This is a genomic window from Azospirillum himalayense (assembly GCF_042657465.1).
In the GTDB taxonomy this organism is placed as follows: Bacteria; Pseudomonadota; Alphaproteobacteria; order Azospirillales; family Azospirillaceae; genus Azospirillum; species Azospirillum himalayense.
The window spans coordinates 1-25,682 of the sequence record NZ_JBHSLC010000112.1; the positions used below are offsets into that span (position 1 = coordinate 1).

A 25,682-nucleotide genomic window follows, 5' to 3' on the forward strand; every position below is an offset into this window, starting at 1 on the left:
AGGTCGGCCCGGCCTTCGCGCCGATCACCGGCGACGTGCTCGACCACGACACGGTGGTCGCCCGCCTGCTGCCGATGATGGAGTGGCTGGCGCGCGCCTACATGAACACGCTCAACGCCATCCACTTCATGCACGACAAGTACATGTACGAGCGGCTGGAGATGGCGCTGCACGACCGCGACGTGCTGCGCACCATGGCCTGCGGCATCGCCGGGCTGAGCGTGGTCGCGGACAGCCTGTCGGCGATCAAGCACGCCACGGTCAAGGTGGTGCGTGACGAGCGTGGTCTCGCCACTGACTTCGTCATCGAGGGCGACTATCCGGCCTTCGGCAACAACGACGACCGGGTCGACGGGATCGCGGTGTGGCTGGTGGAGACCTTCATGGGTCTGCTGCGCAAGCAGAAGGCCTATCGCGACGCGGTGCCGACGCAGTCGGTGCTGACGATCACCTCGAACGTGGTCTACGGCAAGAAGACGGGCAACACGCCGGACGGGCGCAAGGCCGGCCAGCCCTTCGCGCCGGGGGCCAACCCGATGCACGGGCGCGACCGCAAGGGGGCCATCGCCTCGATGGCGTCGGTGGCCAAGCTGCCCTACGCCCACGCCCAGGACGGCATCAGCTACACCTTCACGATCGTGCCCGGCGCGCTGGGCCCGACCGAGGGTGAGCGGGTGGCCAATCTGGTGGGCATGCTCGACGGCTATTTCGGCCAGGGTGGCCACCACATCAACGTGAACGTCTTCGACCGCGAGACGCTGCTGCATGCCATGGACCATCCGGAGCTGTACCCGCAGCTGACCATCCGGGTGTCGGGCTACGCGGTGAACTTCATCAAGCTGACCCGCGAGCAGCAGATGGACGTCATCAGCCGCACCTTCCACGGCGCGCATTGAGAAGCGTCTGAGCAGCGAGGCATTGCCCCCACCCTGACCCTCCCCCGCTGACGCGGGGGAGGGGATGAACTCCCTCCCTTGCGAAGCGGGGGAGGGAAGGGGCCCACGGCGGAGCCGTGGGAAGGGTGGGGGCCCTTGCTCCAGAACCGTCAGGGGCAGCCCCCTCACACCGTCCCCTGCGTGTCCTCCTTGATCCCCAGCGCCTGCATCCGCTCGTAGAGCGAGGCGCGTGAAATCCCCAGCAGCTTGGCAGCCTTCGCCTTCACTCCGCCGGTGCGCGACAGGGCGCCGACGATGGCGGCGCGCTCCGTGTCCTTCAGCACGTCGCTCAAGGGACGGTCGCCACCCTCCGCCAGCCGTTCGCCTGAACCGGCGGGACCCGCCGCGCGCGGCAGGGCGCCGCGGATGTGGTCGGCGGTCAGGACCGTGTCGTCGGTCATCGCCGACACCCGTTCCAGCACGTTGCGCAACTCCCGCACATTGCCCGGCCAGTCGTAATCCTCCAGCACGGCGATGGCCCCGGCGGTCAGTTCCCGCGACGGGGCGGCGGTGGTGAAGGCCAGCTCGTCGAGGATGCGGTCGGCGATGCTGCCGATGTCCTCCGTCCGGTCGCGCAGCGGCGGCAGGGTGATCGGAACCACATTCAAACGGTAATAGAGGTCGGCGCGGAACTGCCGCTCGCGGACCAGGGCATCGAGGTCGCGGCTGGTCGCCGCGATGACGCGCAGATCGACGCGCACGACCTTGTTGGAGCCGACCGCCTCGAACTCCCGTTCCTGCAGCACGCGCAGCAACTTGGCCTGGAGCGGCAACGGCATGTCGCCGATCTCGTCCAGGAACAGGGTGCCGCCGTCGGCCAACTGGAATTTGCCTTCTCGCATCTTGCGGTCGGCGCCGGTGTAGGCGCCGGGGGCGACGCCGAACAGCTCCGATTCCAGAAGGTTCTCCGGAATCGCCGCGACGTTCACCCCGACGAAGGGCGCGTTGGCGCGCGGGCTGGCGGCGTGGATGCCGTGGGCCAGCAGTTCCTTGCCGGTTCCGGTCTCGCCCAGCAGCAGGACGGTGCTGTCGAGCTGCGCGGCGCGACGGGCCAGGCGCTTCACCTCGCGCATGGAATCGCTGTTGCCGATCATCTGCGACAGGGAGTATTTTGCGCGCCGCTCCTGCGCCAGCTCCTGCCGGGCGCGGGTCAGCTCCTCCTGAAGCTTCTGGTATTTCGACATCAGCGGGCGCAGCCGGTCGGCCCGGTCGAACAGGGCGAAGCCGATGGCCCCGATCAGCGTCCCGTCCTCATCGCGCAGCGGCAGGCGGGTGACCACGATGGTCCGCTCCCCGATGTCCATGAGGTCGAGCAGCATGGTCTGCCCGCTCTCCACCACATGGCGCATCTGGCTGTTGGGGATGACCTCCTCCACCGGGCGGCCCAGCGCGTCGTCCGGATTGCCGGAATAGCCGAGCAACTCCAGGTAGCGCTCGCCGATCCAGGCGATCCGCGCGTTCTGGTCGACCACGATCAGCCCGACGCAGGCGTCCGCCAGATGCTGGAACAGCGATTCCACGGCCCTGGCCCGCAAATGTTCGAAGTTCGGTTCGAGGCTCATGCCTTCTTCCTTCTTGGTTGGGGCTTGGTGGAGGGCGTCGCGGACCTAGCATCAAGTGGGGGCACCATACCAGGGAATCCAGTTGGGGGATGCCTGGGCCATACGCACGACGGTGATCCTATGCCGAATTACGCCGTGTGCGGCGGGATACGCTGTTGTATGGTGCGGCACGACGTTGACCGACCGAAGACTTGTCCCTGGCATGCTGCCGAAGGCCGATTCGAACGACCCGACCATGCCGGACCACGAGCAACTGCTGCTTGCCGTCGCGCGCAACCGCGATTCCACCGCCTTCCGCACGCTGTTCGATCATTTCGCGCCGCGGATCAAAGCCTACATGCGCCGTCTGGGCGCCGACAGCAGCGCGGCGGAGGAGTTGGTCCAGGACGTTATGATGGCGGTGTGGCTGCGGGCGGACCGTTTCGACCCGGCGCTGGCCAGCGCCTCCACCTGGATCTACACCATCGCCCGCAACCGCCGGATCGACCGCGTCCGACAGGAGCGGCGTCCCGAGCTTCAGCCTGACGACTTGGTGCCGGACGGTGGGGAGGAGCCCACGCCCGACCATCATTTCGAGGCCGCCGAGACGGCCTTCCGCCTGCGCGCGGTGATCGGCAGTCTGCCGCCGGAGCAGGCCGACGTGCTGCGGCTCGCCTATTACGAGGACAAGGTCCATGCGGAAATTTCCGCCGAACGCGGCATCCCGCTCGGCACCGTGAAGACGCGCTTGCGGCTGGCCCTCGTTCGCCTGCGCCGGGCTTTCGGGGAGGGGGCGTGATCGTGCCGGTCCATCATCCCGCCCCCGAACTGCTTCTCGATTATGCCGCCGGCAGCCTCCGCGAGGTGCAGTCCCTGCTAATCGCCGCGCATCTCGCCTATTGCCCCGACTGCCGCGCGCAGGTTGCGGAGCTGGAGGCCTGCGGTGGAGTCCTGCTGACGGATCTGCCGCCCGAACCGGTGTCCGACTCGTTGTTCGGCACCCTGATGACCCGGCTGGACGCGACGGCCGCCGCTCCGCCGCCCGTTCCCGCGCCGGCCGGAAAGAGCGTGTTTCCCGGCCCGCTGCGCCGCGCCATCGGTGCGGAACCGGAGGCGCTGGAGTGGGTGCGCGTCGTTCCGGGGGTCCACCTGTCCGCCTGGGGCCTCGGTGCCGGAACGGCCTCGGCCTGCCTGCTGCGGATGGCGCCGGGGGCGCGGGTGCCGGCCCACCGCCACACCGACAGCGAGATGCTGCTGGTGATGAAGGGTGGCTTCACCGACGAGTTCGGGGCCTATCGCGTCGGCGACGTGGCGTCCTACGACACCGGTACGCCGCACCACGCCGTGGCCGACGCGGACGGCGAATGCCTGTGCCTGCTGGTGCAGGACCGACCCTTGGTGTTCACCGGTCCGCTCGGCTGGCTGCTCAACCGCGGGTTCCGCTTCTGATCGGCCAGCGCTTGGCCATGCGCGCGATTTGCGACGCCGCGCCGCACACGCCACAACGGAGCCGTCGCCTCAACGCCCGAACAACGCGATCAATCCGTCGCCGAGCGCGCCGCGCCAAGCGAACCGGTCGTGCCCGGCGGCATAGTCGCGGTAGGTGACCTCGTAGCCCTTGGCTTCCAGCACGTCCCGCAGATGGCGGGAGCTTTCCAGGATGCCGATCTCGCCGTCGCCTCCGGTTTCAAACAAGCCCGCGCTGAGAAAGAACCGCACCGGGCGATGGTCGCGCGACGCCACCAGAGCGGCCACATGCTCCGGGCGATCCGGCGGCGCGTCGGCCGGATGCCACCAGAAGGAGCCGGACAAGGAAAGCGCGTTGCCGAACCGGTCCGGATGGACCAGCGCCGCGGACACCGCCGCCAGCCCGCCATAGCTGGACCCGGCCAGAACCGTGCGGTCGGGCCGGGCCCGGATGCCCATCCGCTCTCTCAACCAGGGAAGAAGCTCATCGGCGAGCATCGCGGCGAAAGCGGTGTTGACCGGCAGTTCGCGCTCCCGCGCCTCGGCGGTGGGGTTGGCGATGAACACGGCGACGATCGGCGGCAGGCGGCCATCGCCGGTCAGCCGGTCGAGCATGGTTGGAACCGGTGCGTGCCGGTTGAGATAGTCCGGCCCGTCGAACAGCAGCAGCAGGACCGTGTCCTTTCCCGCCGGATCGACCGCGGGCGGCGCATAGACCGCGATGTCGCGCGTGTTGCCCAGGATGCGGCTGGTGAACCGTTCGGCGACGAGTTGTCCGGCCGGTTCGGCCCACCCGCCTTCGAGGCCGGGCTGGGGTGGGGCACCGGGCAACTCCACCAGGGAGACCTGATTGAAGGGATCGGGCGCGTCCGGCGGCCAGGGGTGTCGGTTCATCGGGTCGGCCTGAAGCTGCGCCATGATCGCCATCCGGCATTCGCGGCAGGTTCCGGGGAAGTCCGGCACGTCCGGCGCGATCTGGTAGGACAGTCGCGTGGAGGCGGGAACGACGAAGCTCTTGAACCAGACGTCGCTCCGGCCCAGCCGTTCGAGGTTCTCGTGGTTGGAGGTCGGTCCTCCGAGCAGGCGCACATTGTGGCGGGCGCCCCGCGCCAGGAAGGTCATCGTGACCCGGTCCGATTCCGGCACGCCCGTCAACGGTTCCACCAACGGCGTGCCGCGCCGGGCGATGTCCTGCCAGAAGGCATCGGTCCCGCCGTCGCGCTTCACCGTTTCCGCCAGGGCGGCGATGGTCGGGCTCAGATGCCCCTGAAGCACAGGATGCTGGTCCGTCACGGCGATGCGGCGGGTCAGCGCCAGCCGATAGCCGCCGGTCCCGCGCAGCGTGACCCGCAGCGCCGCCATGCCGGGCCCGGCGACGAAACGGAAGACCTCCCGCCCCGCCGTGCCGTTCAGGAGCAGCCGGACGGGGCGCCCTTCCTGATCGATCAGCCGCAGCTCCGCGACGTCCGTGCCCGAATCGAGCACGCCCTCCACATAATCGCCGTCGTTGAGGTCCAATCGATGGACGGCGCTGCGCTCCGTCCCGGACACGGGAACGTCCAGGACAAGCGGGGAACTGTCCGGCACCCCCGCGCAGCCGTTCGGAGCCATCATCGCCATTCCCAGGAGCATCAGGCGCTTCACGCGTTCAAAGAGCATCAGGCGCGCCACGCGCCCGCCGCGGCACGGACCGGTTCCGCGTCAGCGGTGGCGGCCGCGATCACCCGGTCGAGCAAGGGGCCGACGATCCGAAGGGAGGCCGGGGCGATGATGTCCTCGTGCGAGCAGTGGGACAGCCGGTGGACCGACAGGCGCCCGACGCGGCCCGTCCAGCTTCCCTCCGGGTCGATCTCCGGTGGGATCGATTTCTCCGCCACGAACAGCGTCAGCTCACCGTCGTAGGACGGGGTTCGCGCCTTCGACAGAACCCGCACGGCGTCCTTGTAGTTGCCGAAGATGTGCCCGAACATTTCCACCTTCTCCCGCCGCAGCGCCTCGTCCATCACATCGGCCAGGGCATCGCCGAGGAACTGTTCCTGCTCCCGCTCCGCCGCTTGGTCGGCGTCGGTTCGCCCGAGGCCGCTCCAGTCGTGGGCTTCCGCCGGGTAGGTGTCGAGCAGGCCGAGGAAGGCCACCCGCTCGCCCAGCCTCCGCAGCCGGACCGCCAGCCCATAGGCCACCGTGCCGCCCAGCGAGTAGCCGAGCAGGTGATAGGGCCCCCGCGGCTGCACCTCCCGCAGGATGGCGAGCTGGCGATCGCACAGGTCGTCGAGGTCGGCGCTGAGAGCCAGCGGGCCGTTGGGGCGCGGCGATTGCAGCCCGACGATGGGCCGGTCGCCGCCCAGGTAGCGCGACAGGACGCTGTATTGCCAGGACAGGCCCGATCCCGGATAAAGGCAGATCAGCGGCGGCCCCGACCCGTCGCGCAGACGGATCACCGGGGCGAAGCCCAGATTTTCCGGCGCGTCGCGCTCCGCCGTGTCGGCCAGAAGGGCGGCCAGCCGGGCCACCGTGGGGGCGACCATGATCTGGCTGACCGACAGCGGCCGCCCCAGGTCGCGGCGGACCCGCGCCGCCAGCCGCATCGCCAGCAGGGAATGGCCGCCGATGGCGAAGAAATCCTCGTCCGCGCCGACGCTCTCCCGTTCCAGAAGTTCGGCGAAGACGGCGGCGAGGCGGCTTTCCAGCCCCGGCGCCGGGGTGCGGCCCGCCCGACCCGTCGTGCGCTCCGGAGAGGGCGGGGGAAGGGCCTTGCGGTCCAGCTTGCCGTTCGGCGACAGGGGCAGGGCGTCCAAGGCCACATAAACGGCGGGCTGCATGTGCGGCGGCAGGGTGTCCCTCAAGGCGGCGCGGATGGCCGTCTCGTCCAGCACCATGCCGGCCGCCGGCACGAGATAGGCGACAAGCTGGCGCCGGTCCATGCCGGGTTCGGAGGCGCCGTCACCCAGAACCGTGGCGGTCACCACCGTCCGGGCCACGCCGGGCAGGTCCGCCAGCGCGCTTTCGATCTCGCCCAGCTCGATGCGCTGGCCGCGGATCTTCACCTGATGATCGGTGCGGCCCAGATACTCGACCGAGCCATCGGGCAGCCACCGGGCGAGGTCGCCCGTGCGGTACATGCGCTGCCCCGGATCCGAGGGATCGGCGACGAAGCGCGACGCGGTCAGGCCGGGCCGTCCGAGATAGCCGATGGCGAGCTGGTCGCCGCACAGATACAGCTCTCCCACCGCGCCCGGCGGAACCGGGCGCAGGGCGTGGTCGAGTATGCGTAGCTGCGTGTTCCACACCGGCTTTCCGATGGGAACGCCGCCGTCCCCCTCGATCCAGGCGCCCGAGGCCGAACAGTAGGTGACGTCCACCGCGGCCTCGGTCGGGCCATAGAGGTTGTGCAGCTCCGCGCCGAAGCGGTCGGTGAAGGCGCGCGACAGGCCGCGCCCCAACGCCTCGCCGCTGCAGAAGACGCGGGTCAGGCTGGCACAGAGCGGGGCGTCGGGCCCGTGGCTTTCGACGGCGCTGGCGGTGAACAGGGCCAGCATCGACGGCACGAAATGGAGCGTGGTGATGCGGTGATCCTCGATCAGCCGGACCAGGGCCGCCGGATCGCGGTGGGCCTCGGGCGGCGCCATGACCAGCCGCGCTCCGACCAGGAAGGACCAGAAGAACTCCCATACCGACACGTCGAAGCCGCAGGGAGTCTTTTGCAGGATCGCGTCCTGCGGCCCCAGCGGGTATTCGTTCTGCATCCACAGGATGCGGTTCACGATGGCTCCGTGCGACACCGCCACGCCCTTGGGCCGCCCGGTGGTGCCGCTGGTGTAGATGACATAGGCCGGATGGTCCGCCGTCAGCCCGTCATCGGGTGTCGGAGATGGGAATGCCGCGTCCTCATCGACGGACAGCACCGGAACCGCGTCGCCGAACAGCGGGCGCGACGCCGCATCGGTCACCAGCGCCCGCGGGCGGGCGTCGGACAACATGAAGGCCAGGCGGTCCGCCGGGTAGCCGAGGTCGAGCGGCAGATAGGCCGCCCCGGCCTCGACCGCTGCAAGGATCGACAGGCTGAGCGCGGCGGAGCGCGGCACGCCCACCGCCACCACGTCTCCGGGCCGCACCCCCAGGGCGCGCAGCCGCCCGGCCAGAGCGGCCACCCGTTGCCGGACCTCGCGGAAGGTCAGGCTCTCACGCTCGTCGACCAACGCAACCGCGTCCAGCGTGCGCGCCGCCTGCGCAGCCAGCAGCGCTCGCAGGGTGGTCCGCGGCACCGCCCGCCCGGTGGCGTTCACCGCAGCGAGGTGCCGCCGCTCCGTCTCGGTCAGGGTCGGCAGGGCGGCCACGGGCGTCGCGGGACAGCGGAGCAGCGCCTCCAACAGGCCGCGGACCCGCTCCGCCAGCGCCCGCGCGCCGGGCACGGCGCCGCGATTCTCCACCAGAAGGGTCAGCTCCCGACCCGGCAGGACCAGCAGGGCCAGCGGGTAATGGCTGTAGCCGCGGTTGTGCACCCCGGTCACCCGGACGCCGCCGAGGCCGTGGGACCCGTAATCGCTGTCCGGGTAGTTCTCCACGACCAGCAGCGTGTCGAACAACGCGCCGCCGCCGGCCATCGCCTGAAGCTCCGGCAGGCCCAGACCGTCATGCTCCATCAGCGCGATGTGGCGCTCCTGGATGGCCGGAAGCTGCGCCCACAGCGGCCGCACCGGGTCGAGCGCCATCCGCACCGGCAGTGTGTTCAGGAACAGGCCCACCTGCTCCTCCAGCCCGGGAACGGCGGCGGAGCGTCCGGAGACCGGTGTGCCGAACAGCACGTCGTCCCGCCCCGCCAGATTGCTCAGCACCAGTCCCCACACCGCCTGCATCAGCGCGTTCAGCGTCAGCCCCTCCGCCCGCAGCCGGGAGAGGAGGGCGTCGGTCAGCTCCGCGGGCAGGGCCAGTTCCGCCTCGTCCATCGGCGCGTCGGCGCCGGGCCGGGCGGGATCGAAGAGCACGGTCGGGGTGGCACCGGCCAGCGCTTCGTTCCAGGCGGCCCGGCTCGCGGACATGTCGCGGGCGAGCAGGCCTTCCACCACCGCCGGATAGCCGATGGCGGGCGGCGTCAACGTCTTGGCGCCGCGTCCATAGGCGGTCAGCAGATCGCGCAGCAACAACGGCGTGGACCAACCGTCGACCACCAGATGATGCACGGCGATCAGCAGCCGGTGACGGTCGGGCGCCGTACGGACGAGAACCGCCTTCACCAGCCCCAGGAAGCGGTCGGTCGGGTTGGCGCATTCCGCCGTCGCCGCTTCAATGCGGGCCAACTCCGCGGCGCGGGCGTCCGGCGTCCGATCCGACAGGTCGTACCGCTCGAAGGGCCACAGCCCGGCGCCGCCGTCCGGCAGGGCGGGAATGACCAGCAGCGGCTCGCCGTGCCCGTCATGGTCGAACAGACCGGCAAGCTGCGGGTGGCGGCGCAGCACCGCGTCGAAGGCCCGTTCAAGCCGCGCCGCGTCCAGCGGCCCGTCGAGGTCGAGCGCGGTGAAGGCGTTGTAGGCGCTGGCCTTTCCGCCGAGCTGGCTCTGGAACAGCATGCCTTTCTGCAAGGGCAGCAGCGGCACCGCTGCCACGACCGGGCCATGGCGGGCCTCCAGCGCGGCGAGATCGGCGGCGGGCCGCGCCGTGTCCGTCCGCTCGCCCGTCGGAAGCGCCTTGAGCGCGAGCGCCATGCGCCGCGGGTCGCGGCCGGCGAAGACGTCGCGCGGGCGCAGTTCGAACCCTTGGGCGCGCAACGCGCTGCCCAGTGCGATGGCGCTGATGCTGTCGCCGCCCAGCGCGAAGAAATCGGAGTCGGCGCCCACCGCCGCCACTCCCAGCACCGTCGCCATGGCGCGGCAGAGCAGCGCCTCCGCCGGGGTGGCCGGAGCCTCGCCGCCGCCGTCCGCCGCCGGGGCAGGCAGGCGGGCGCGGTCCACCTTGCCGTTGACGGTCAACGGAAAGGCGTCCAGCACCACCAGCGCCGAGGGCACCATGTAATCGGGCAACCGCTCGCGCAGGCCGTGCAGCAGGGCGCGGGAATCCGCCGGCACGCCGTCGGCCAGGGTGCAGTAGGCGATCAGCCGGTGACTGGCGTTCACCGCCTCCGCCACCACCAGCGCGCCCGACACGCCGGGCAGGCGGTGCAGGGCGGCCTCGACCTCCGGGATCTCGATGCGGTAGCCGCGGACCTTGATCTGGTGGTCGGCGCGCCCGATGAAGTCGATCTGCCCGTCGCCGGTCCAGCGCACCAGATCGCCGGTCCGGTAGAGACGCCCGCTGGACTTGAAGGGATCGGCGACGAAGCGCTGGGCGGTCAGTCCCGGACGGCCCACATAGCCCGCTGCCAGACCGGCGCCGCCGATGTACAGCTCGCCCACGGCGCCGACCGGAACCGGGCGCAGCCGGGGGTCCAGCACATGGACCCGCACATTGCCGACCGGGCGTCCGACCACCGGCCGCTCCGCCACCGTGACGGGCGCGCGCAGCGTGTCCACGGTGTTCTCGGTCGGGCCATAGAGATTCACCGCCATCAGCTCGGCATGGCCGCGGAGGTCCGCCCACAGGGCGGGGGAGGCCGCCTCGCCGCCGATCAGGATGAGGGTCGGGTGATGGTGCCCCGGCTGCGTCAGGCCGCAGGCGAGCATCTGCGCGCAGAAGGAGGGCGGCAGGTCCATGGCGTCGATGCGCCGGCTCCGCACCTCCTGCACCAGGGCGTGGGCGTCGCGCCGCATCTCCTCGTCGAAGACGTGAAGCTCCTGCCCCAGCAGCATCCAGAAGATCTGCAGCCAGGAGGAGTCGAAGGCGAAGGAATGGGTGTGCGCGGCCCTCAGGGCCCGCGCGCCGTGGCGACGCCGGACGGAGTCCAGCGCCGGGCCGTAGACCGTCGCCGTGTGGGACAGCAGCAGGTTCAGCAGCGCGCCGTGGGTGTTCATCACCCCCTTCGGACGCCCGGTGGAGCCGGAGGTGAAAATGATGGTCGCGATGTGGGTCGGCGTCAGCGGCGCCTTGCGCTCCGCGACCGCAACGGGTCCGCCGGGCAGGGCGGCGCAGGCGGCCAGCAGATCGGCGTCGTCCAGGCACAGCGCCTCCAGCCCGGCGGGCAGCCTCCCGGCCACCGAGGCCCAGGTCAGGGCGCAGCGCGGCCCGGCGTCCTCGCACATCATCGCCAGCCGCTCGCTGGGGTAGTCGAGGTCCAGCGGCAGGTGGGTGGCGCCGCTCGCCAGAACCGCCAGCATGGCGACCACCGCGTCGGCGGAGCGCGGAATCGCCACCGCCACCACGTCGCCGGGACCGACGCCGCGCGCGATCAGCAGCCGCGCCAGCCGCGACACCGCGCCCGACAGCTCCGCGAAGGTGATGCGGGTGTCGCCGAACACCAGCGCCGTGGCTTGGGGCGTCTCGGCGGCTTGGCGGTCCAGAACCTCCACCAGGGTCGCCGGGCGCTCCGGTGCGGCGAAGACGGGACCGATGGACCAGGCGGCGATGGCCGTACCTTCGTCGGCGTCCATCACCGGCAGGCTGTCCAGCGGAGCGCCGATCACCGCGGCGTCGAGCAACCGGATCAGGCGCCGGGCGTGGCGGGCCAGTTCAGCGGCGTCGTAGCGCGTGCGGTCGGCGCGCAGCTCCAGCGCGATGCCGCCGCCACGGGTCATCAGCCCGAATTCGAAGTCATCCACCGGGCCGGTCGCCAGATGGTGGGTGACCGCCTCCACACCCGCGAAGTCGAGGTCGTAATCGAACAGGCGGTAATTGACCACCGGGCCGTAGAGCGCCTTGCCCGACCCGACCTGCCCCAGGTCGCGGGGGATGCGCTCCGCGTCGTAGCGCTGGTGCCGGCGTGCCTCCCGCAGCGCGGCCCGCACCCGCCCGGCGGCCTCGGCCAGCGTTCCGGCTCCGGTCAGGTCGATGCGCACCGGCAGCACGTTGACCACCGGCGCCATGGCGTGGACGGCGGCGGAGCCCATGCGCCGCATGAAGGGCACGCCCACCACCGGGCGGGGATCGCCGGACAGCCGGTGCAGATAGACGGCGATGCCGGCCATCGCCAGATCGGCGACCGACACGCCGCAAGTCTCCGCCAGCCCGGCGAGCGCGCGGGCCAGAGGATCGGGCAGGGCGGCGGTGTGGGCCACCACCTCCGACGTGGCCTGCTGCTCGGTCGGCTTGGCGCCTTGGACCGAGAGGGTCAGCGGCGCCGGAAAGTCCCGGCACAGCCCGCTCCAATAGGCGCGGTCGCGAGGCAGCGCGTCGGACGCGAGATAGGCCGCCTCCTCCTCCGCCACCGCGGCGACGGAGACGAAGGGGCAGGGGGCCGGCATCCGCCCTTCGATCGCCGCGCCGTACAGATCCGCGATGCGGCGGGTCAGCGCGTTGAAGCTGTAGCCGTCCAGCATGATGTGGTGGTAGCGCTGGTACCAGATCCAGCGCGGCGCCCCATCCGCCCCGGTGACGTCGAACAGGATCTGGCGGCACAGAGGGCGGTCCCCGTCGGCGGGCAGGTCGCCGGCCAGATCGTCGGCCATGACGGCGCGCGCCGCAGCCTCCGGGTCGGTGGCCGCGGTCAGGTCCACTCGTTCCGGCTCGGCCACCGCACCACTGTCCGGAATCTGGACGACGCGTCCGTCCCGCTCGGCGAAGCGCGCGGTCACCGTGTCGGCCTCCGCCAGCCCGTCGCGGATAGCCTGCGACAGGCGCGCGGCGTTGATGGCGCCGTTCAACTCGATGGCGTGGGCGATGACATAGGCGTTCTTCCGGGCCGCGACCTGATCCGCCAGCCAGATGCCCAGTTGTGTGCCCAGCAGGGGGATGATGCGCATGGCCCTGTCCTTGATATGAAACGGTGAATCCCATCTCCCCGCTTTCGGCGGACCGAAGGTCCGCCTGCCGCGTCAGCGCAAACGAAGTTTGCGCGTGAGCGGAGGGGATAGGGCTATGAAGCTCAGGCGGCGGCGGGGGTGAGGTCGGTCCAGGCGGCCTCGATGTGGTCGAGGCAGGCGGCGCGTCCGGTGGGGCCGAAGACCGCCGTCCAACCCTCCGGCACCGCGGCGAAGCACGGCCACAGGCTGTACTGGCCGGCCCCGTTCACCAATGCCAGGAAGTCGTGACGCTCGTCGTCAAAGGGATTCACATACTGGTCGTTGGTCATCGGGTGATTCCTGGAAATAAGAGGATCAGCGCCCGAGCGTCGCCCCGCCGTCCACCAGCAGGTCGGCCAGGGTGATGTGGCCGGCGGCGGGGGAGGCGAGAAAGACCACCGTCTCCGCCACGTCGCGCGGGGTGGCGAGCTTGCCGAGCGGGATGCCGAGCTTGTGCTGGCCGGGGTTGCCCTGGATGGTCTGCGCCGCCCCGTCCGGCCCGTTCCACAGCGCGCGCTGCATCGGCGTGTCGGTGGAGCCGGGGGAAACGACGTTGCAGCGCACGCCGTAGGGCGCCAGTTCCAGCCCCACCGTCATGGTCAGGCTGGTCAGCGCGGCCTTCGACGCGCCGTAGGCGGCCATGCCGATCCGCGGCACATGGGCGGCGTTGGACGAGACGCTGACGATGGCGCCGCCGCTCCCACCGCTTTTGAAGGCCGGGATCACCGCCCGCATCATGTGGAAGGGACCGGCCACGTTGACGGCGAAGCTGTCGCGCCAGTCGGCGTCGGTCGTCGTCTCCACCGGTCCCATGCGCAGGATGCCGGCGACGTTGGCCAGCACGTCGATCCGCGTGCCCTCGGCGAACAAGGCCTCACAAGTTCCGGCGACCGCGTCGGCGTCGGCGATGTCCAGCGTCACGGTGCGGTAGGGCCGCTCCCCGCTGTCGTGCCAGTAGCGGTCGAAGGCGACGACGATGGCACCGCGGGCATGGAACAGGTCGGCCACGGCCCGCCCGATCCCTTGCCCGGCGCCGGTCACCCAGGCGGTCCGACCCGCGAAGTCCATCATGCCGCCACGCGCCCGGAAGCGGCCAGCCGGGGCTCGATCAGCGCCCACCAGCCGTTGACGCTCGGCTGCGCGGCCAGTTCGGCGAAGCCGACCTCGACCCCCGCAGCCTTCCAGCGGTCCACCACCTGCATCACCGCGATGGAATCGAGGCCGAAATCCATCAGGTTGTCGTCGTCCCCCGGCACCTCCTCCAGCGAGGCGAGCAGGATGCGCCGCAGCCCCTCCTTGCTCAGCACCGCCGCGGGGGCGGCCAGCACACTGTCGGAATGGATCGTCCGCCCGGCGTTGCGCGCGACGAAGCGCAGCGCCATCATGTGGTCCTCGCGCGAGAAGTCAGCGATGGCGTCGGCGATCAGGAAGGGCTTGATGCCGCGCATGAAGGCGTCCAGCGCCGTCTGCATCACGCCGATGTGCGCGTAGATCCCGCAGATCAGGAGCTGGTCGCGTCCGGCCTCCGCCATCATCTCGGCCAACGGGGCGCGGAAAAAGGCGCTGTAGCGCCATTTGGTCAGCACCCGGTCGTCGGCGTCCGGAGCCAGCGGAGCGACGATGCCCGCCAGATCCGGCTTGGCCGTCAGGCCCGGCCCCCACATATCATTCAGCAGGCCGCGGTCGGCGTCGGACTGCACCGGCGGCTGGGCCGTGTAGACGACCGGCACGCCCAGCGCCTTCAGATGGCGCTTCAGCCGGATGATCCGGTCGATGCAGCTGACGATGGCCGGATTCGCCGCACCGTAGAAGCCGACGAAATAGTCCTGCATGTCGTGGATCAGCAGAACCGCGCGGGCGGGGTCGACGTTCCAGGATACCTTGTCCTGCGGCAGGTCCGCCGCGGTGGGCAGGGCGTAGGGGGCGATGGATCGGATGGTCATGATGCGGTCGTTTCCATGGAGACGTTGTCTTTGCGCGCCCGCTCGCGCAGGGTCTGCTTGTCGACTTTGCCGACGGCGGTCTTGGGCAGGTCCGGGACGAAGACGAAGCGGTCGGGCAGCTTGAAGTCGGCCAGCCCCTGGCCGCGCAGGAAGCGGCGCAGCTCCGACGGCTTGGTGCCGGGCGGGGCGATGACGAAGGCGCAGGACCGCTCTCCCATCAGCGCGTCGGGCATGGCGACGACGGCGGCGTGGCTCACCGCGGGGTGGGCGGCCAGCAGGTCTTCGACCTCCTGCGCGTCGATCTTTTCGCCGCCGCGGTTGATCTGGTCCTTGTTGCGCCCGCAGACGACGAGGTTGCCGCCCGGCGCCAGGCTGACCAGATCGCCGCTGCAATAGAAGCCCTCGGCGTCGAAGACGCGGGCGTTGTGCGCGTCGGCCTTGTAGTAGCCGCGGAAGGTGTAGGGACCGCGGGTCCACAGCTCCCCCACCGTGCCGGGCGGGACCGGGTGGCCGGCGGCGTCGAGAATGCGGATCTCGTCGTCGGGGCTCATCGGGCGGCCCTGGGTGTTGACCACCGTCCAGGGATCGTCGTCGAGCCGCGTGTAGTTCACCAGCCCTTCCGCCATGCCGAAGACCTGCTGGAGACGGCAGCCCAGCCGCTCCGGCACCCGCTCGGCGACGGCGGGGCTGAGCTTGGCGCCGCCCACCTGGACGACGTCCAGGCTCGACAGGTCCTCGGCGGCGGCAGCGGCCTCCAGCCAGACCGACAGCATCGGCGGAACCAGCGCCGCCCAGGTGACGCGGTGGCGCGCGATCAGTGGGAAGCAGGTTGCGGGGCTGGGGTCGCCGGCCATCACCACCGTGCCGCCGGCGTGGAACACGCCGAGCGCGCCGGGCGAGCTGAGAGTGAAGTTGTGCGGCGCCGGCAGGGCGCAGAGGAAGCGGCAGGTTTCGTCCAGCCCGCAGATCTCGACGCTGCGGCGGACGCTGTAGAGATAGTCGTCGTGGGTGCGCGGGATCAGCTTCGGCGTGCCGGTGCTGCCGCCGGACAGCTGGAAGAAGGCCACGCCGGATGGGTCGGCGGCCAAGTCGGCGGACGGGCCCGGTCCGTCGGCATCCTCCGCCAGCGCATCGCCATCGGCCCAGGCGAATCCGCCGACCCCGTCGTCGGATGGAGCGCCGAGCAGGAGCAGCCGCTCCGCCCCGACCGTCTGCGTCATCAGGGTGACCAAAGCCTGGTCCGCCGCCGGCAGGATGGCCAGCGCCGGTTCGATCTGGCGCGCGTAGGCGGCCAGCTCATAGACGCCGTGGCTGTTCAGCGCGTTGACCGGCACCACCCCGCAGCGCAGCAGGGCGAAGAAGACCAGATAGAATTCCGCGCGGTTGGGCAGCCGCACCAACGCCGTGTCGCCGGGCCGCAGGCCGCGGGCGCGGAAGGCCGTCGCCAGACGGAGCGACAGGCGCTGCAGGTCGGCGTAGCGGAACCGGCGTTCGCCGCAGAGGATCGCGGTGGCCTCCGCCGCCGCACCCCGGTGGCGGTCGATCACGTCGGTCAGCGGATCGCCGGTCCAGTACCCCTTGGCGCGGTAGCGCTCCGCGAAGGCGGTGGGCCAGGGCGTGAAGGGAATGGTCACGACGCCAGCTCCACCGGAAGGTCGGTGTTGGAGGGCTGGGCGGACGCGACGCCGAACAGGTTCAGCATGGTGGTCAGCTTGGCCGCCGTCTCCTCCCACTCCGCCGCCGGATTGGAATCCGCGACGACGCCGGCCCCGGCGTAGAGGCGCAGGTGACGGCCCTGGACCAGCCCGCAGCGGATGGACAGCGCCCATTCGCCGTTGCCCCGGCTGTCCATCCAGCCGACCATGCCGCCGTACCAGTTGCGGGCGTAGCCCTCCAGGCGCTCGATGGCGTTGCGGGCGAGGTCGGTCGGCGTGCCGCAGATCGCCGGCGTCGGGTGCAGCGCGTGGGCGAGCCGCAGCGACGACACCGCGGGATCGGCCAACTCACCGGTCAGTTCGGTGGACAGGTGCAGCATGGTCGGGGTGCGGATCACGCTGGGCGCGTCCGGTACGGACAATTGACTGCAATGGCCGGCGAGCGCCGCGCGCACCGCGTCGACGACGTAGCGGTGTTCCGTCCGGTCCTTCGTGGACGCGAGCAGAGCCGCGGTGCGCTGGCGCTCCACCTCGGCGGACGGGCTTCGCGGGGCAGACCCGGCCAGCGGGTTGCTGACCACGGTCCGCCCGGTCCTGCGGATCAGCAGTTCGGGACTGGCTCCCACCAGGGTCTGTCCGTAGGCGACCGGGGCCGCGAAGACGTAGGCGCCGGGATTCTGCCGCAGCAGGGCGCGCAGCAGGCGGCCCGGCGCGAAGGCCTCGCGCGCTTCCACGTCGAGCGGGCGCGACAGCACGACCTTTTTCAAAGCGGTGTCGCGGAACAGGTCGATGGCCTGGGCCACCGCCGCTTCGAAGGCGTGGCGTCCCACCGTCTCCTCGATGGCGTTCAGCGCGACGGGGTCGGGGTCGGCGGCCATACGGACGGCGTCCTCGTGATCGCAATGCTGGGGGATGAACAGGCGGGCGTGCTGGCGTCCGTCGAAGGGGACGGCGCCGACCAGGATGGGATTCTCGACACCTTGGGCCTTGCGGCGGCGGAAGGCGCGGTCCAGCGCCTCCTCCCACCGGCCATCGGCGAAGCTGCGGTCGTCGAGGGCGACGTCCAGCCGCTCATCCACGCCGTAGGCTTTCAGGACACGGCCACGTGAGGCGAAGGCGAAATCCGGATCGGAACGGACGCCGAGCGGCCGCTCCCCGGCGGGCAGGGGTAGAACGTCCATGGAAACACAAGCCTCCACTGTCCATCCGCCAGCGCGGACGACGTTGACATGTTCGGAAAAAGCGCGCCGTTGACGGTCCGGGCGGGCGCGGGAATCGCCACCGGCCTTCTGCCGGGACCGCAGTTTGCGTTCGCATATATTGCGAATAATTCTCATTCGCAATATAGGGTTATGCTTCAGGGTGCGCAAGTATTTTTTGCATTACGGAATATGTTTCTCTCGCTTTCGGACTCAGTCTCCCGCTTCCGCCGTCCTCCGGTCGTGCATAATGGCGCCCAGACGGTCGGACAGGCGGAAGACCAGCGACAACACCACGGGCAGGACCGTCACCGTCACCAGGCTGGAGATCAGCAGGCCGCACAGAACGACCAGCCCCAGCCCGCGGTACAGCTCCGTCCCGGCGCTGGACACCGCGACCATCGGGATCAGGCCGGCGACGGTCGTCACCGTGGTGATCAGGATGGGGCGCAGTCGGCTCTGCAAGGCGTCGGCGATGGCCTCCGCCCCGGACATGCCGTGTGTCCGTCGGTTCACGGCGGCCTGCTCGACGATCAGGATGGGGTTGTTCACCACCGTCCCGACCAGAACCAGGAAGCCCATCATCGTCAGCACGTCGAAGGGCTGGGGTGGGCCGAAGCCTCCGGGCAGACCGGCGGCGAGGTTGTAGAGCCACAACCCGACCAGCCCGCCGCCGATCCCCGTGGGCACCACCGCCATGATGATCAGCGGGTAGCCCCAGTGCGAGAAGACGGCGACCAGAACCAGATAGGTGATGGCGAGCGCCAGCAGGAACCCGCCGGCCAGGGCGGAGCGCAGCTCGTCCAGCGATCCGCCGGCCCCGGTGATGCGGGTGCTCATCCCGTCGGGAATCACGCCCTCGGCGCGCAGCCGGTCCACCAGATCGATGCGCACCGCGGCGATGCCGGATTCCAGCGCCACCGACCGCGGCGGGATGATGGTCAGGGTGACCGTCCGGAACCCGTCGATCCGTGCGATGCTGGAGGAACCCACGGTTTCCCGCAGTTCCGCCAAGCTGGACAGCGGCACCGGGGCGCCGCGGCCGGTGTGGAGCACCAGATCGGCGAAGCTCTGACGGTCGCGGCCCATGCCCCCGGCGACCCGCAGATAGACGTCCAGCGTCTCGTCGTTCAGCAGATACTCGTCGGCGAAGGCACCGTCCGAATAGGCGCGCAGCGTGTAGCCCAGCTCGGCCAGCCCGATGCCCATCTCACCCGCGCGCTCCCAGTTCGGGTGCAGTTCCAGGAAGGGCTGCGACATGGCCAGAGTGGGCGGGGAGGGGTCGCTGTTGACCTGCCCGTCGGGGAACAGATCGCCCGCACGGTCGAGCACCGTCAGCGCCGTGGCGTAGAGCGTGGTCAGGTCGCCGCCGCTCAGCTCCAGCCGGATGGCACGGGCACCGCCGCTGTTGCCGGAGAAGATCGACCCGCGCGCGGCGAAGCCCCGCATGCCGGGAATCGCCCGCATCCGCTTGGTGACGTTGGCGATCAGCGCGTCGGTGTCGGCGGGGTTCATCGGCTCCGTCACGAAGCGGATGAAGCCGGGGCGGATGAAACTGAGATTGACGCGCAGCGGCGGGATGCCGGTCTCGGCGTCGGTGTCCGCAGCACCCACTTGGCGGCTCAGCAGCGGGTCGATTTGCTGCCAGACCTCCTGCATCGACTCCATGCTGTAGCCGGGCGGGGCGGCCATGAAGCTGAAGACGGTGGCCTCCTCGCCCTCCGGCAGATATTCGGCGGGCGGCACCATGGTGAGCATGACGGCCACCATGGCCGCGGCGGAGACGGCGAGGATCGCCAGCTCCCGCCGGGCGCTGCGCAGCATCCAGCGCACCGCCACGCCCAGCGCGCCTTCCTTTGAAGCCTTTGCGGCTGGAGAGGCCACCGACCAGCGCCCGGCGACGACGGGAACCAGGAGCAGGGCGGCGACCATCGACATGACGACGGCGCCGGTGATGGCGATGGCGATGTCGGAATAGAGCTGCCCGGCCTCCGCCGTGATGAACAGCACCGGCAGGAAGACCAGGACGGTGGTGAGGGTGGAGGACAGGATCGCCGGCCACACCTCGGCGATGCCGTCCTCGGTCGCGGCGGCCTTCGATTTGCCCATGCGCAGATGGCGGGCGATGGCGTCCAGCGCGACCACGCTGTTGTCCAGCGTCATGCCGATGGCGAAGGCGACGCCGGACAGCGAGATCACGTTGATGCTGCGCCCGGCTGCCGCCAGGACCAGCAGGGTTGCCAGCGTGCAGACCGGCATGCTGGCCGCCGCCGCCGCGGTCGCCGGGACGGAGCGCAGGAACAGCAGGAGCACCACCGCGGCCAGGACGCTGCCGGCGATCAGGTTGCTCAGCACGTTGTCGATGGACCGTTCCATGTAGCGCACGTCCTCCGACAGCAGCCGCATGGTCAGCCCGCGCTCCTTCAGGGCGTGGCGGTTCAGCTCCTCCACCGCGTCGCTCACCGCCTCCTTGACGGCGATGACGTTGGCGCCGGCCCGCTTGCCGATGGTGACGAGCAGGGTGGGGCGCCCGTCGGCGAAGGCGACGCTGCGCGCCTCCTGGGTCGCCATGGTCACCGATCCGACGTCGCGCAGGTGGATGGCTGTGCCGTTCTCGCGCGCGACGATCAGGTCGGCCAGATCCTCCAGGTCGGCGAAGCGCCCGATGGTGCGCAGGAAATAGCGGCGCTTGCCGAAGTCGCGGTCGCCGCCGGAGACGTCGCGGTTGCGCGCCCGCACGGCGTCGCGCACCGTCCCCACATTCAGATTGCGGGCGGACAGCTTCAGCGGGTCGAGCAGGATGTGGATCTCCTGCGCGGCACCACCGATCACCTCGGCCTTCGCCACGCCGGCCACACGCTCCAGCCGCGGCCGCAGGACGTTCTCAATCCAATTGGTCTCGCGCTGGATGGACACTGGGTCGGTGGCACCATCAAGCCGCTCGACGCCGAAGAACAGGAAAGGCTCCGCCGTCGCGGATTCGGCGACGATGCGCGGGCGGTCCACCGTCTCCGGATAGTCGGTGACCTGCGACAGCGCGTTGTCGATGTGGATCAGCGCCTCGTCGACGGAGGTGCCGGAGGGGAACTCCAGCTCCACCTGACCGCCGCCGAACTCGGCGCTGGAGGACAGGCGGACGAGACCGGGGATGGCGCGCAGGTATTTCTCCTGCTCGATCAGGATTTCCTGCTCGACGTCCTGCGGGGTGGCGCCGGGCCAGTTGGTTTCCACCATGATCCGGCGCGGGCTGATGTCGGGGATCATCTGCACCGGAATGCGGAAGACCGACACCGCGCCCAGCAGGCACAGGATCAGGACCGACACCAAAGCGGCCAGCGGGTTGCGCAGGATCAGGCGGGTCATCGCGACTCCGGATAGGAACTTGTAGTTTTTTTTCCCTCTCCCCTCTGGGGAGAGGGTTAGGGTGAGGGGGCTGTGCTTTTGCCGCACGTTCCGCCGAGCGCACCCCCCTCACCGCCCGCTTCGCGGGCACCCTCTCCCCAGAGGGGAGAGGGCTGAACTCCTCACCCCACCATGTCCGGGACGACCGGCTGGTCGGGGCGCAGGCCCTCGTTGCCCTGGACGACCACCAGATCGTCGGGGCGAAGCTCGGGACTGAGGACTTCCACGTGGTCGCCGGAATGGCGGCCCGTGCGCACCGCCACCGGGCGGGCCACCGCCCCGTCGTCACCGCGCTGGACCACCCAGACGCGGGCGCTGCCGTCGGGATGGCGCTGGACCGCGTCCGCCGGGACCTGGAGCGCGATCTCCGCGGTTCCCGGCGCGGGACCAAGCGCGACGCCGATGCGCGCCGACATGCCGGGCATCAGCCGGCCGTCCGGATTGGGAAGCGCGATGTGGACGCGGAAGCTGCGACTGACCGGATCGGCGGCGGGCACCACCCGCTCGACCGCCGCGGCGATGCCGGCCCCCTCCGGTGCGTCGGCGACCTGAACGGTGACCGGCGTGCCGGCGGTGATTCGCCCGTGCTGGCGCTCCGGCACATCGACGACGACGCGCAGCGGGTCGGTGGCGGTGAGCTGAAGCACGGAGACGCCCGCCCCCACCCATTGCCCGCGTTCGGTGCGCCGTTCGGTCACCACCCCGGCGAAGGGCGCAGTCAGCCCGTGACGTGCCTTCTGTTCCCTTTGAATGGCGACGGCGGCGCGGAGTTGGCGGACCTTGGCCTCCTCGATGGCGGCCTGGGCGAGCTGCGTGCGGTAGCGGGACTGCGAGACGGTCTGCACGCCGGCCAGCGCCTCGGCCTCGCGGGCCAGCCGCAGGGCGTCGCGCTGCAGATGCTCGGCCTCGGCCAGGGAATGCTCCAGCCGCTCCAGCTCCAGCCGGGCGACGGTGTCGTCCAGCCGCAGCAGGGGTTGCCCGGCCTCCACCCGATCGCCGGCCTCGACCATCAGGGCGTCCACCCGGCCCTCGACCTGGGCGGACAAGGCACTGCTCTGCGGCGACACCAGCGTGCCGGGGAGCTGCAGCGTCTGGCGGACGGGGGCGGCGACCACCGCCGTCACCTTCACCCGCGTCTGGGCGGCGGCGGGAAGCGCCGCGGCGAGCAGGGCGGCGGTCAGCAGGATCGGCATGGCGCAGCTCATCATCCGTTTCCCCATCATCCGTTTCCCTCCAGGGCGGGGTCGCTCATCGGCGCTCCGCGCATCGTGGTGGCGGTGGCGGTCACGGCGGCGGCGAGCGCCAATGCGCCCAGGCCCAGCGCCAGGATTCCCACAGCTGGGCTCAGCAGCGTCGCCAGCAGGCCCATGCCGATGGTGCCGGCACCGTCGCCGAACACGTCCTGAGCGGTCCACAGGCTGTTGACGCGGCCCAGCAGCCGGTCGGGCGTGTGGCCCTGGACCATGCTGTATTCGAGAAGCGAGGCGACGGAGGTGGCGTAGCCGAACAGCACCAGCAGCGGCAGCGCCACATAAAGGCTTCCGGCCGCCCCGATCACGGCGACGCAGGCGAAGGCGCTCATGCAGGCGCCGCCCATCGCCAGACCCGGCCGCTCCAGCCGCGCGGCCCAGCCGCTGAGCGCAGCGCCCAGCGTCGCCCCGATGGGAACGGCGCTGTACATCAGCCCGGTTTCGAAGGCGCCGCCGCCGAACACCTCTTCGACCAGAGCCGGGAAGAGGATGCGGATGGAGGTGGCGACCGTGGTCAGGCAACCGAGAGCGACCACGCTCAAGATCACCTTGTGGCCGAACAGGAAGGCGAAGGCCTGCGTCATGGCGCGCAGTGGATTCTCCCCGGCCTCGCCCTGCGGTATCATCCGGGGCAGGCCGAGCAGGGTCAGAACGGTCAGCCCGGTGCCCAGCGCCGTCAGCAGATAGACCCAGCCGACGCCCAGCCCGGCGATCAGCAGGCCGCCCAGCGCCGGCGACAGGATGGTGGCGACGCGCATCGACAGCATACCCAACGCGCGGGCCTGCACCAGATTGGCGCGCCCGACGAGATGAGGCATCGCCGCCAGCAGGGCGTTGACGCCGATGGCTCCGAAGAAGCCGTCCCAGAAGGACAGGGCGTAGATCGCCGGAAGGGACGGGGAGGGCAGCGCCGCGTTGGCCGCCAGCCCGAGGAAGCCCAGGCCGCAGACGCTGCGGGCGAACAGGATCAGCCGGCGTCGGTCCATCCGGTCAGCCAGCACGCCGCCCAGCAGCAGGCCCAGGAACATGCCGACGCCGTCGCAGGCGGCGGCGATCCCGACCTGAAGGCTCGACCCGGTGAGGGCGTAGACCTGAAGCGGCACCGCCACCGACAGCAGGCCGAGCGCCATCAGCGAGATCATCCGGGCGATCAGCACGCGGCGGAAATCGGGGTTGGTTCTCAGAAGGCTGAGATCGACGAAAAGGTTCGACAGGCTCATCAGCGGGCCTTTCCGGGGCGGGCCTTTCCGGCACCGGCGCCCGCGGCAATGGGACCGAGGGCGGCTTTCAGACAGCGGGCGCGCCCGCCCCCGGAGCAGGCCGGGGACGGGCGGCGGCGGATCAGAAGCGGTAGTTGGCAGAGACGTAGTAGTTGCGTCCCACTTCCACCGACGTGAAGTTGACGTTCTTCTCGCTGAGGATGACGTCGGTGATGTTCTTGACGCCGGCCCCGACGGTCAGCGCCTCGGTGACGTCGGCGCTGACGCCCCAGTTCAGCAGGGTGTAGCCGGGCATCTTGCTGGTGCCCTGAAGCTGACGTCCGGTGTAGCTGGTCGACACCGATGTGCTGACGGTGTCCAGCGCCTGCCAGGTCAGGGAGGCGTTGAACTTGTGGCGCGGACGGTAGTCCAGCTCCGCACCGTTGCTCTGTTCGGTGTAGAGGTAGGTGTAGTTGCCCGACAGCAGCAGCTTCGGAGTCAGGCTGACCGAGCCCGTCACCTCGACGCCCGAGATGTCCACGTTGTTGATGTTGCTCCAATTGCGGGCGACGGCCACCGGATCGTAGACCGCCTGGATCATGTCCTTGACCTTGTTGTGGAACAGCACGACGCTGCCGTCCCAGCGGTCATAGCGGGTTTCCAGGCCGATCTCGTAGTTGGTGCTGGTCTCCGGCTCGAGGTCCGGGTTGCCCGACAGGAAGCAGCGGCCGCCGCAGCTCACCACCCGGTATTCGCGGCTGAGCTGGTAGGCGTCCGGCGCCTTGTAGCCCTGGCTGACGCCGGCCTTCAGCGACAACCCATCGGTCAGCGCGTAGACGACGTTGGCGCGGCTGGTGAAGTTGCCGCCGAAGATCTCGTGATGGTCGTAGCGCGTGCCGACCGTCAGGGACAGCCCGTCGATCAGCCCGATCTGGTCCTGGAGATAGACCGCCTTCTGCCCGATCTCCGACTTGCCGGACTGCAGGAAGGTGTTGGGGTCCTCCACCGTCTGCTTGCGGTATTCCGCGCCCGCGGTCAGCCGGTTGAAGCCGAGCTGGAAGTTGCTGCGGCCGTGCAGGAACAGGTTCTTCTCCTTCAGGTGCCGCTGCTGCGGCGCGTTGAAGGACGAGTTGTAGTCGTCGATGCGGCCGTCTTCGTAGTTGGCCTCCACCAGCGTGTCGCCCCAGCCCCAGTTGCCGCGGTGGGCGGCGCCGAAGGTGTTTCGGACGATCTCCTGTTTCTGGGAGGAGAGCCAGCGGTCGTAATAGCCGCGGGGCCGGTTGTCGCGGTTCAGGCCGTAGTTGGCCTCCAGCGTCTGGTTCTCCGTGACGTCCCAGGCAAGCGTGGTCAGCAGGTTCGCCAGGTTCTTCTTTTCAAGGACCGGAACGACGCCGTTGTAGCGGGAGTCGTCGTACCAGGCCTGCCGGTTGAAATACTCGGCGGAGACCGAGGCCGAGACCTTGTCCACGATCGGGCCGGCGGCGTAGAGACCGGTGCGGTACTGGGTGCCGCCGCGGCCCGGCTCGACGACGCGGTAGTCGCCGTTGATCTCACCGGACCATGTGTCGGTCGGCTTCTTGGTGATGATGTTGACCACGCCGCCGATGGCGTCCGATCCGTAGAGCGACGACATCGGGCCGCGCACGACCTCCACCCGCTCGATGGCCGACATCGGGATCGAGTGGTAGTCGAAATCGCCGCCGCGCCACAGCGCGTCGGAGGTGGAGACGCGGCGTCCGTTCACCAGCACCAGCGAGTAGTTCTGGCCCATCCCGCGGATCACCACCTCGTCGCGGCCCGTAGCGTCGGTGCGGTCGTTCACGCCCACCGAGCGGCCCAGGACTTCCGGCAGGCCGGAGGAGGCGACTCCCTCCTTCTTCAGGTCCTCCGACGTGATGACGGTGGTGAAGGCGGGAGCGGTCAGCGTGCTTTGCGCCGTGCCGGTCGCCGTCACCGTCACCGGCCCCAGCGTCTGGACGGCAGCGGGCGACCCTTCCGAGGCGGCCTGCTGGGCCAGCGCCGGCGTTCCCCCCGCCAGCGCCGCCGCCAGAGCCGCACCCACCATGGTTGCGGATTTCACCGCAGCCACCGGACGGCCCGCCGCCGTCCCTTCCTCTGCACACGCCCCCGCTGTGCGAATGGTCATGCTCATATCCCCTGATTAGGCAAATACGTAATTGCTAATGCGAATCATTCTCAACTACGCCTTTCGATTGTTAGTGCATAT

The 25,682-nt window shown here is 70.3% G+C and carries 15 protein-coding genes; 3 read left to right on the forward strand and 12 right to left on the reverse strand.

Translation table 11 applies throughout. The features are described from left to right. The coding region (locus tag ACFPMG_RS30455) for a pyruvate formate lyase family protein (RefSeq protein WP_376998273.1) at positions 1-896 on the forward strand (896 nt) is incomplete at its 5' end. Between the two features lie 164 nt (positions 897-1,060). On the opposite strand, the gene ACFPMG_RS30460 is transcribed toward ACFPMG_RS30455, so the two are convergent. After that, the gene (locus ACFPMG_RS30460; RefSeq protein ID WP_376999266.1) at positions 1,061-2,497 is read right to left on the reverse strand and encodes a sigma-54 interaction domain-containing protein; all 1,437 of its coding nucleotides are present in this window, start codon (positions 2,495-2,497) and stop codon (positions 1,061-1,063) included. A gap of 202 nt (positions 2,498-2,699) precedes the next feature. Here ACFPMG_RS30460 and ACFPMG_RS30465 point away from each other — a divergent pair, with 202 nt between their 5' ends. Both ACFPMG_RS30465 and ACFPMG_RS30470 read left to right on the forward strand, forming a co-directional pair. Then, a complete protein-coding gene (locus ACFPMG_RS30465; RefSeq protein WP_376999268.1) occupies positions 2,700-3,275 on the forward strand; it encodes a sigma-70 family RNA polymerase sigma factor in 576 nt (191 codons plus the stop codon). Beyond that, a complete protein-coding gene (locus ACFPMG_RS30470) occupies positions 3,272-3,925 on the forward strand; it encodes a ChrR family anti-sigma-E factor (RefSeq protein WP_376999270.1) in 654 nt (217 codons plus the stop codon). Before ACFPMG_RS30465 ends, ACFPMG_RS30470 begins: the two co-directional genes overlap by 4 nt. Before the next feature lie 69 nt (positions 3,926-3,994). On the opposite strand, the gene ACFPMG_RS30475 is transcribed toward ACFPMG_RS30470, so the two are convergent. The 11 genes from ACFPMG_RS30475 to ACFPMG_RS30525 all read right to left on the reverse strand — a co-directional run bounded on the left by ACFPMG_RS30475 (position 3,995) and on the right by ACFPMG_RS30525 (position 25,601). Further along, the gene (locus ACFPMG_RS30475; RefSeq protein ID WP_376999272.1) at positions 3,995-5,602 is read right to left on the reverse strand and encodes an alpha/beta hydrolase-fold protein; all 1,608 of its coding nucleotides are present in this window, start codon (positions 5,600-5,602) and stop codon (positions 3,995-3,997) included. Beyond that, positions 5,602-12,768: an amino acid adenylation domain-containing protein gene (locus ACFPMG_RS30480; RefSeq protein WP_376999274.1), complete on the reverse strand. Its 7,167-nt coding sequence runs from the start codon at positions 12,766-12,768 to the stop codon at positions 5,602-5,604. The genes ACFPMG_RS30475 and ACFPMG_RS30480 overlap by 1 nt, the downstream gene beginning before the upstream one ends. A 122-nt stretch (positions 12,769-12,890) precedes the next feature. Next, positions 12,891-13,097, reverse strand: coding sequence for an MbtH family protein (locus ACFPMG_RS30485; protein WP_376999276.1), 207 nt, complete (start codon positions 13,095-13,097; stop codon positions 12,891-12,893). A gap of 25 nt (positions 13,098-13,122) precedes the next feature. Further along, complete coding sequence (gene dhbA / locus ACFPMG_RS30490; RefSeq protein ID WP_376999278.1) at positions 13,123-13,878, reverse strand: 2,3-dihydro-2,3-dihydroxybenzoate dehydrogenase; 756 nt, start codon at positions 13,876-13,878, stop codon at positions 13,123-13,125. Beyond that, positions 13,875-14,750, reverse strand: a complete 876-nt coding sequence (locus ACFPMG_RS30495; RefSeq protein ID WP_376999280.1) for an isochorismatase family protein — start codon at positions 14,748-14,750, stop codon at positions 13,875-13,877. Before ACFPMG_RS30495 ends, dhbA begins: the two co-directional genes overlap by 4 nt. Beyond that, positions 14,747-16,384, reverse strand: a complete 1,638-nt coding sequence (locus tag ACFPMG_RS30500; protein WP_376999282.1) for a (2,3-dihydroxybenzoyl)adenylate synthase — start codon at positions 16,382-16,384, stop codon at positions 14,747-14,749. Before ACFPMG_RS30500 ends, ACFPMG_RS30495 begins: the two co-directional genes overlap by 4 nt. Then, a complete protein-coding gene (locus tag ACFPMG_RS30505; RefSeq protein ID WP_376999284.1) occupies positions 16,381-17,586 on the reverse strand; it encodes an isochorismate synthase in 1,206 nt (401 codons plus the stop codon). Before ACFPMG_RS30505 ends, ACFPMG_RS30500 begins: the two co-directional genes overlap by 4 nt. Before the next feature lie 231 nt (positions 17,587-17,817). After that, positions 17,818-20,967 (reverse strand): efflux RND transporter permease subunit, encoded by a 3,150-nt coding sequence (locus ACFPMG_RS30510; protein WP_376999286.1) that lies wholly within the window; start codon positions 20,965-20,967, stop codon positions 17,818-17,820. 161 nt (positions 20,968-21,128) lie between these two features. Beyond that, positions 21,129-22,229: an efflux RND transporter periplasmic adaptor subunit gene (locus ACFPMG_RS30515; RefSeq protein WP_376999288.1), complete on the reverse strand. Its 1,101-nt coding sequence runs from the start codon at positions 22,227-22,229 to the stop codon at positions 21,129-21,131. Beyond that, entirely contained in the window at positions 22,226-23,476 is a 1,251-nt protein-coding gene (gene entS, locus ACFPMG_RS30520) for an enterobactin transporter EntS (protein ID WP_376999291.1), read from the reverse strand. Before entS ends, ACFPMG_RS30515 begins: the two co-directional genes overlap by 4 nt. A 121-nt stretch (positions 23,477-23,597) precedes the next feature. Further along, complete coding sequence (locus ACFPMG_RS30525) at positions 23,598-25,601, reverse strand: TonB-dependent receptor domain-containing protein (RefSeq protein WP_376999293.1); 2,004 nt, start codon at positions 25,599-25,601, stop codon at positions 23,598-23,600. Positions 25,602-25,682 lie beyond the last annotated feature (81 nt).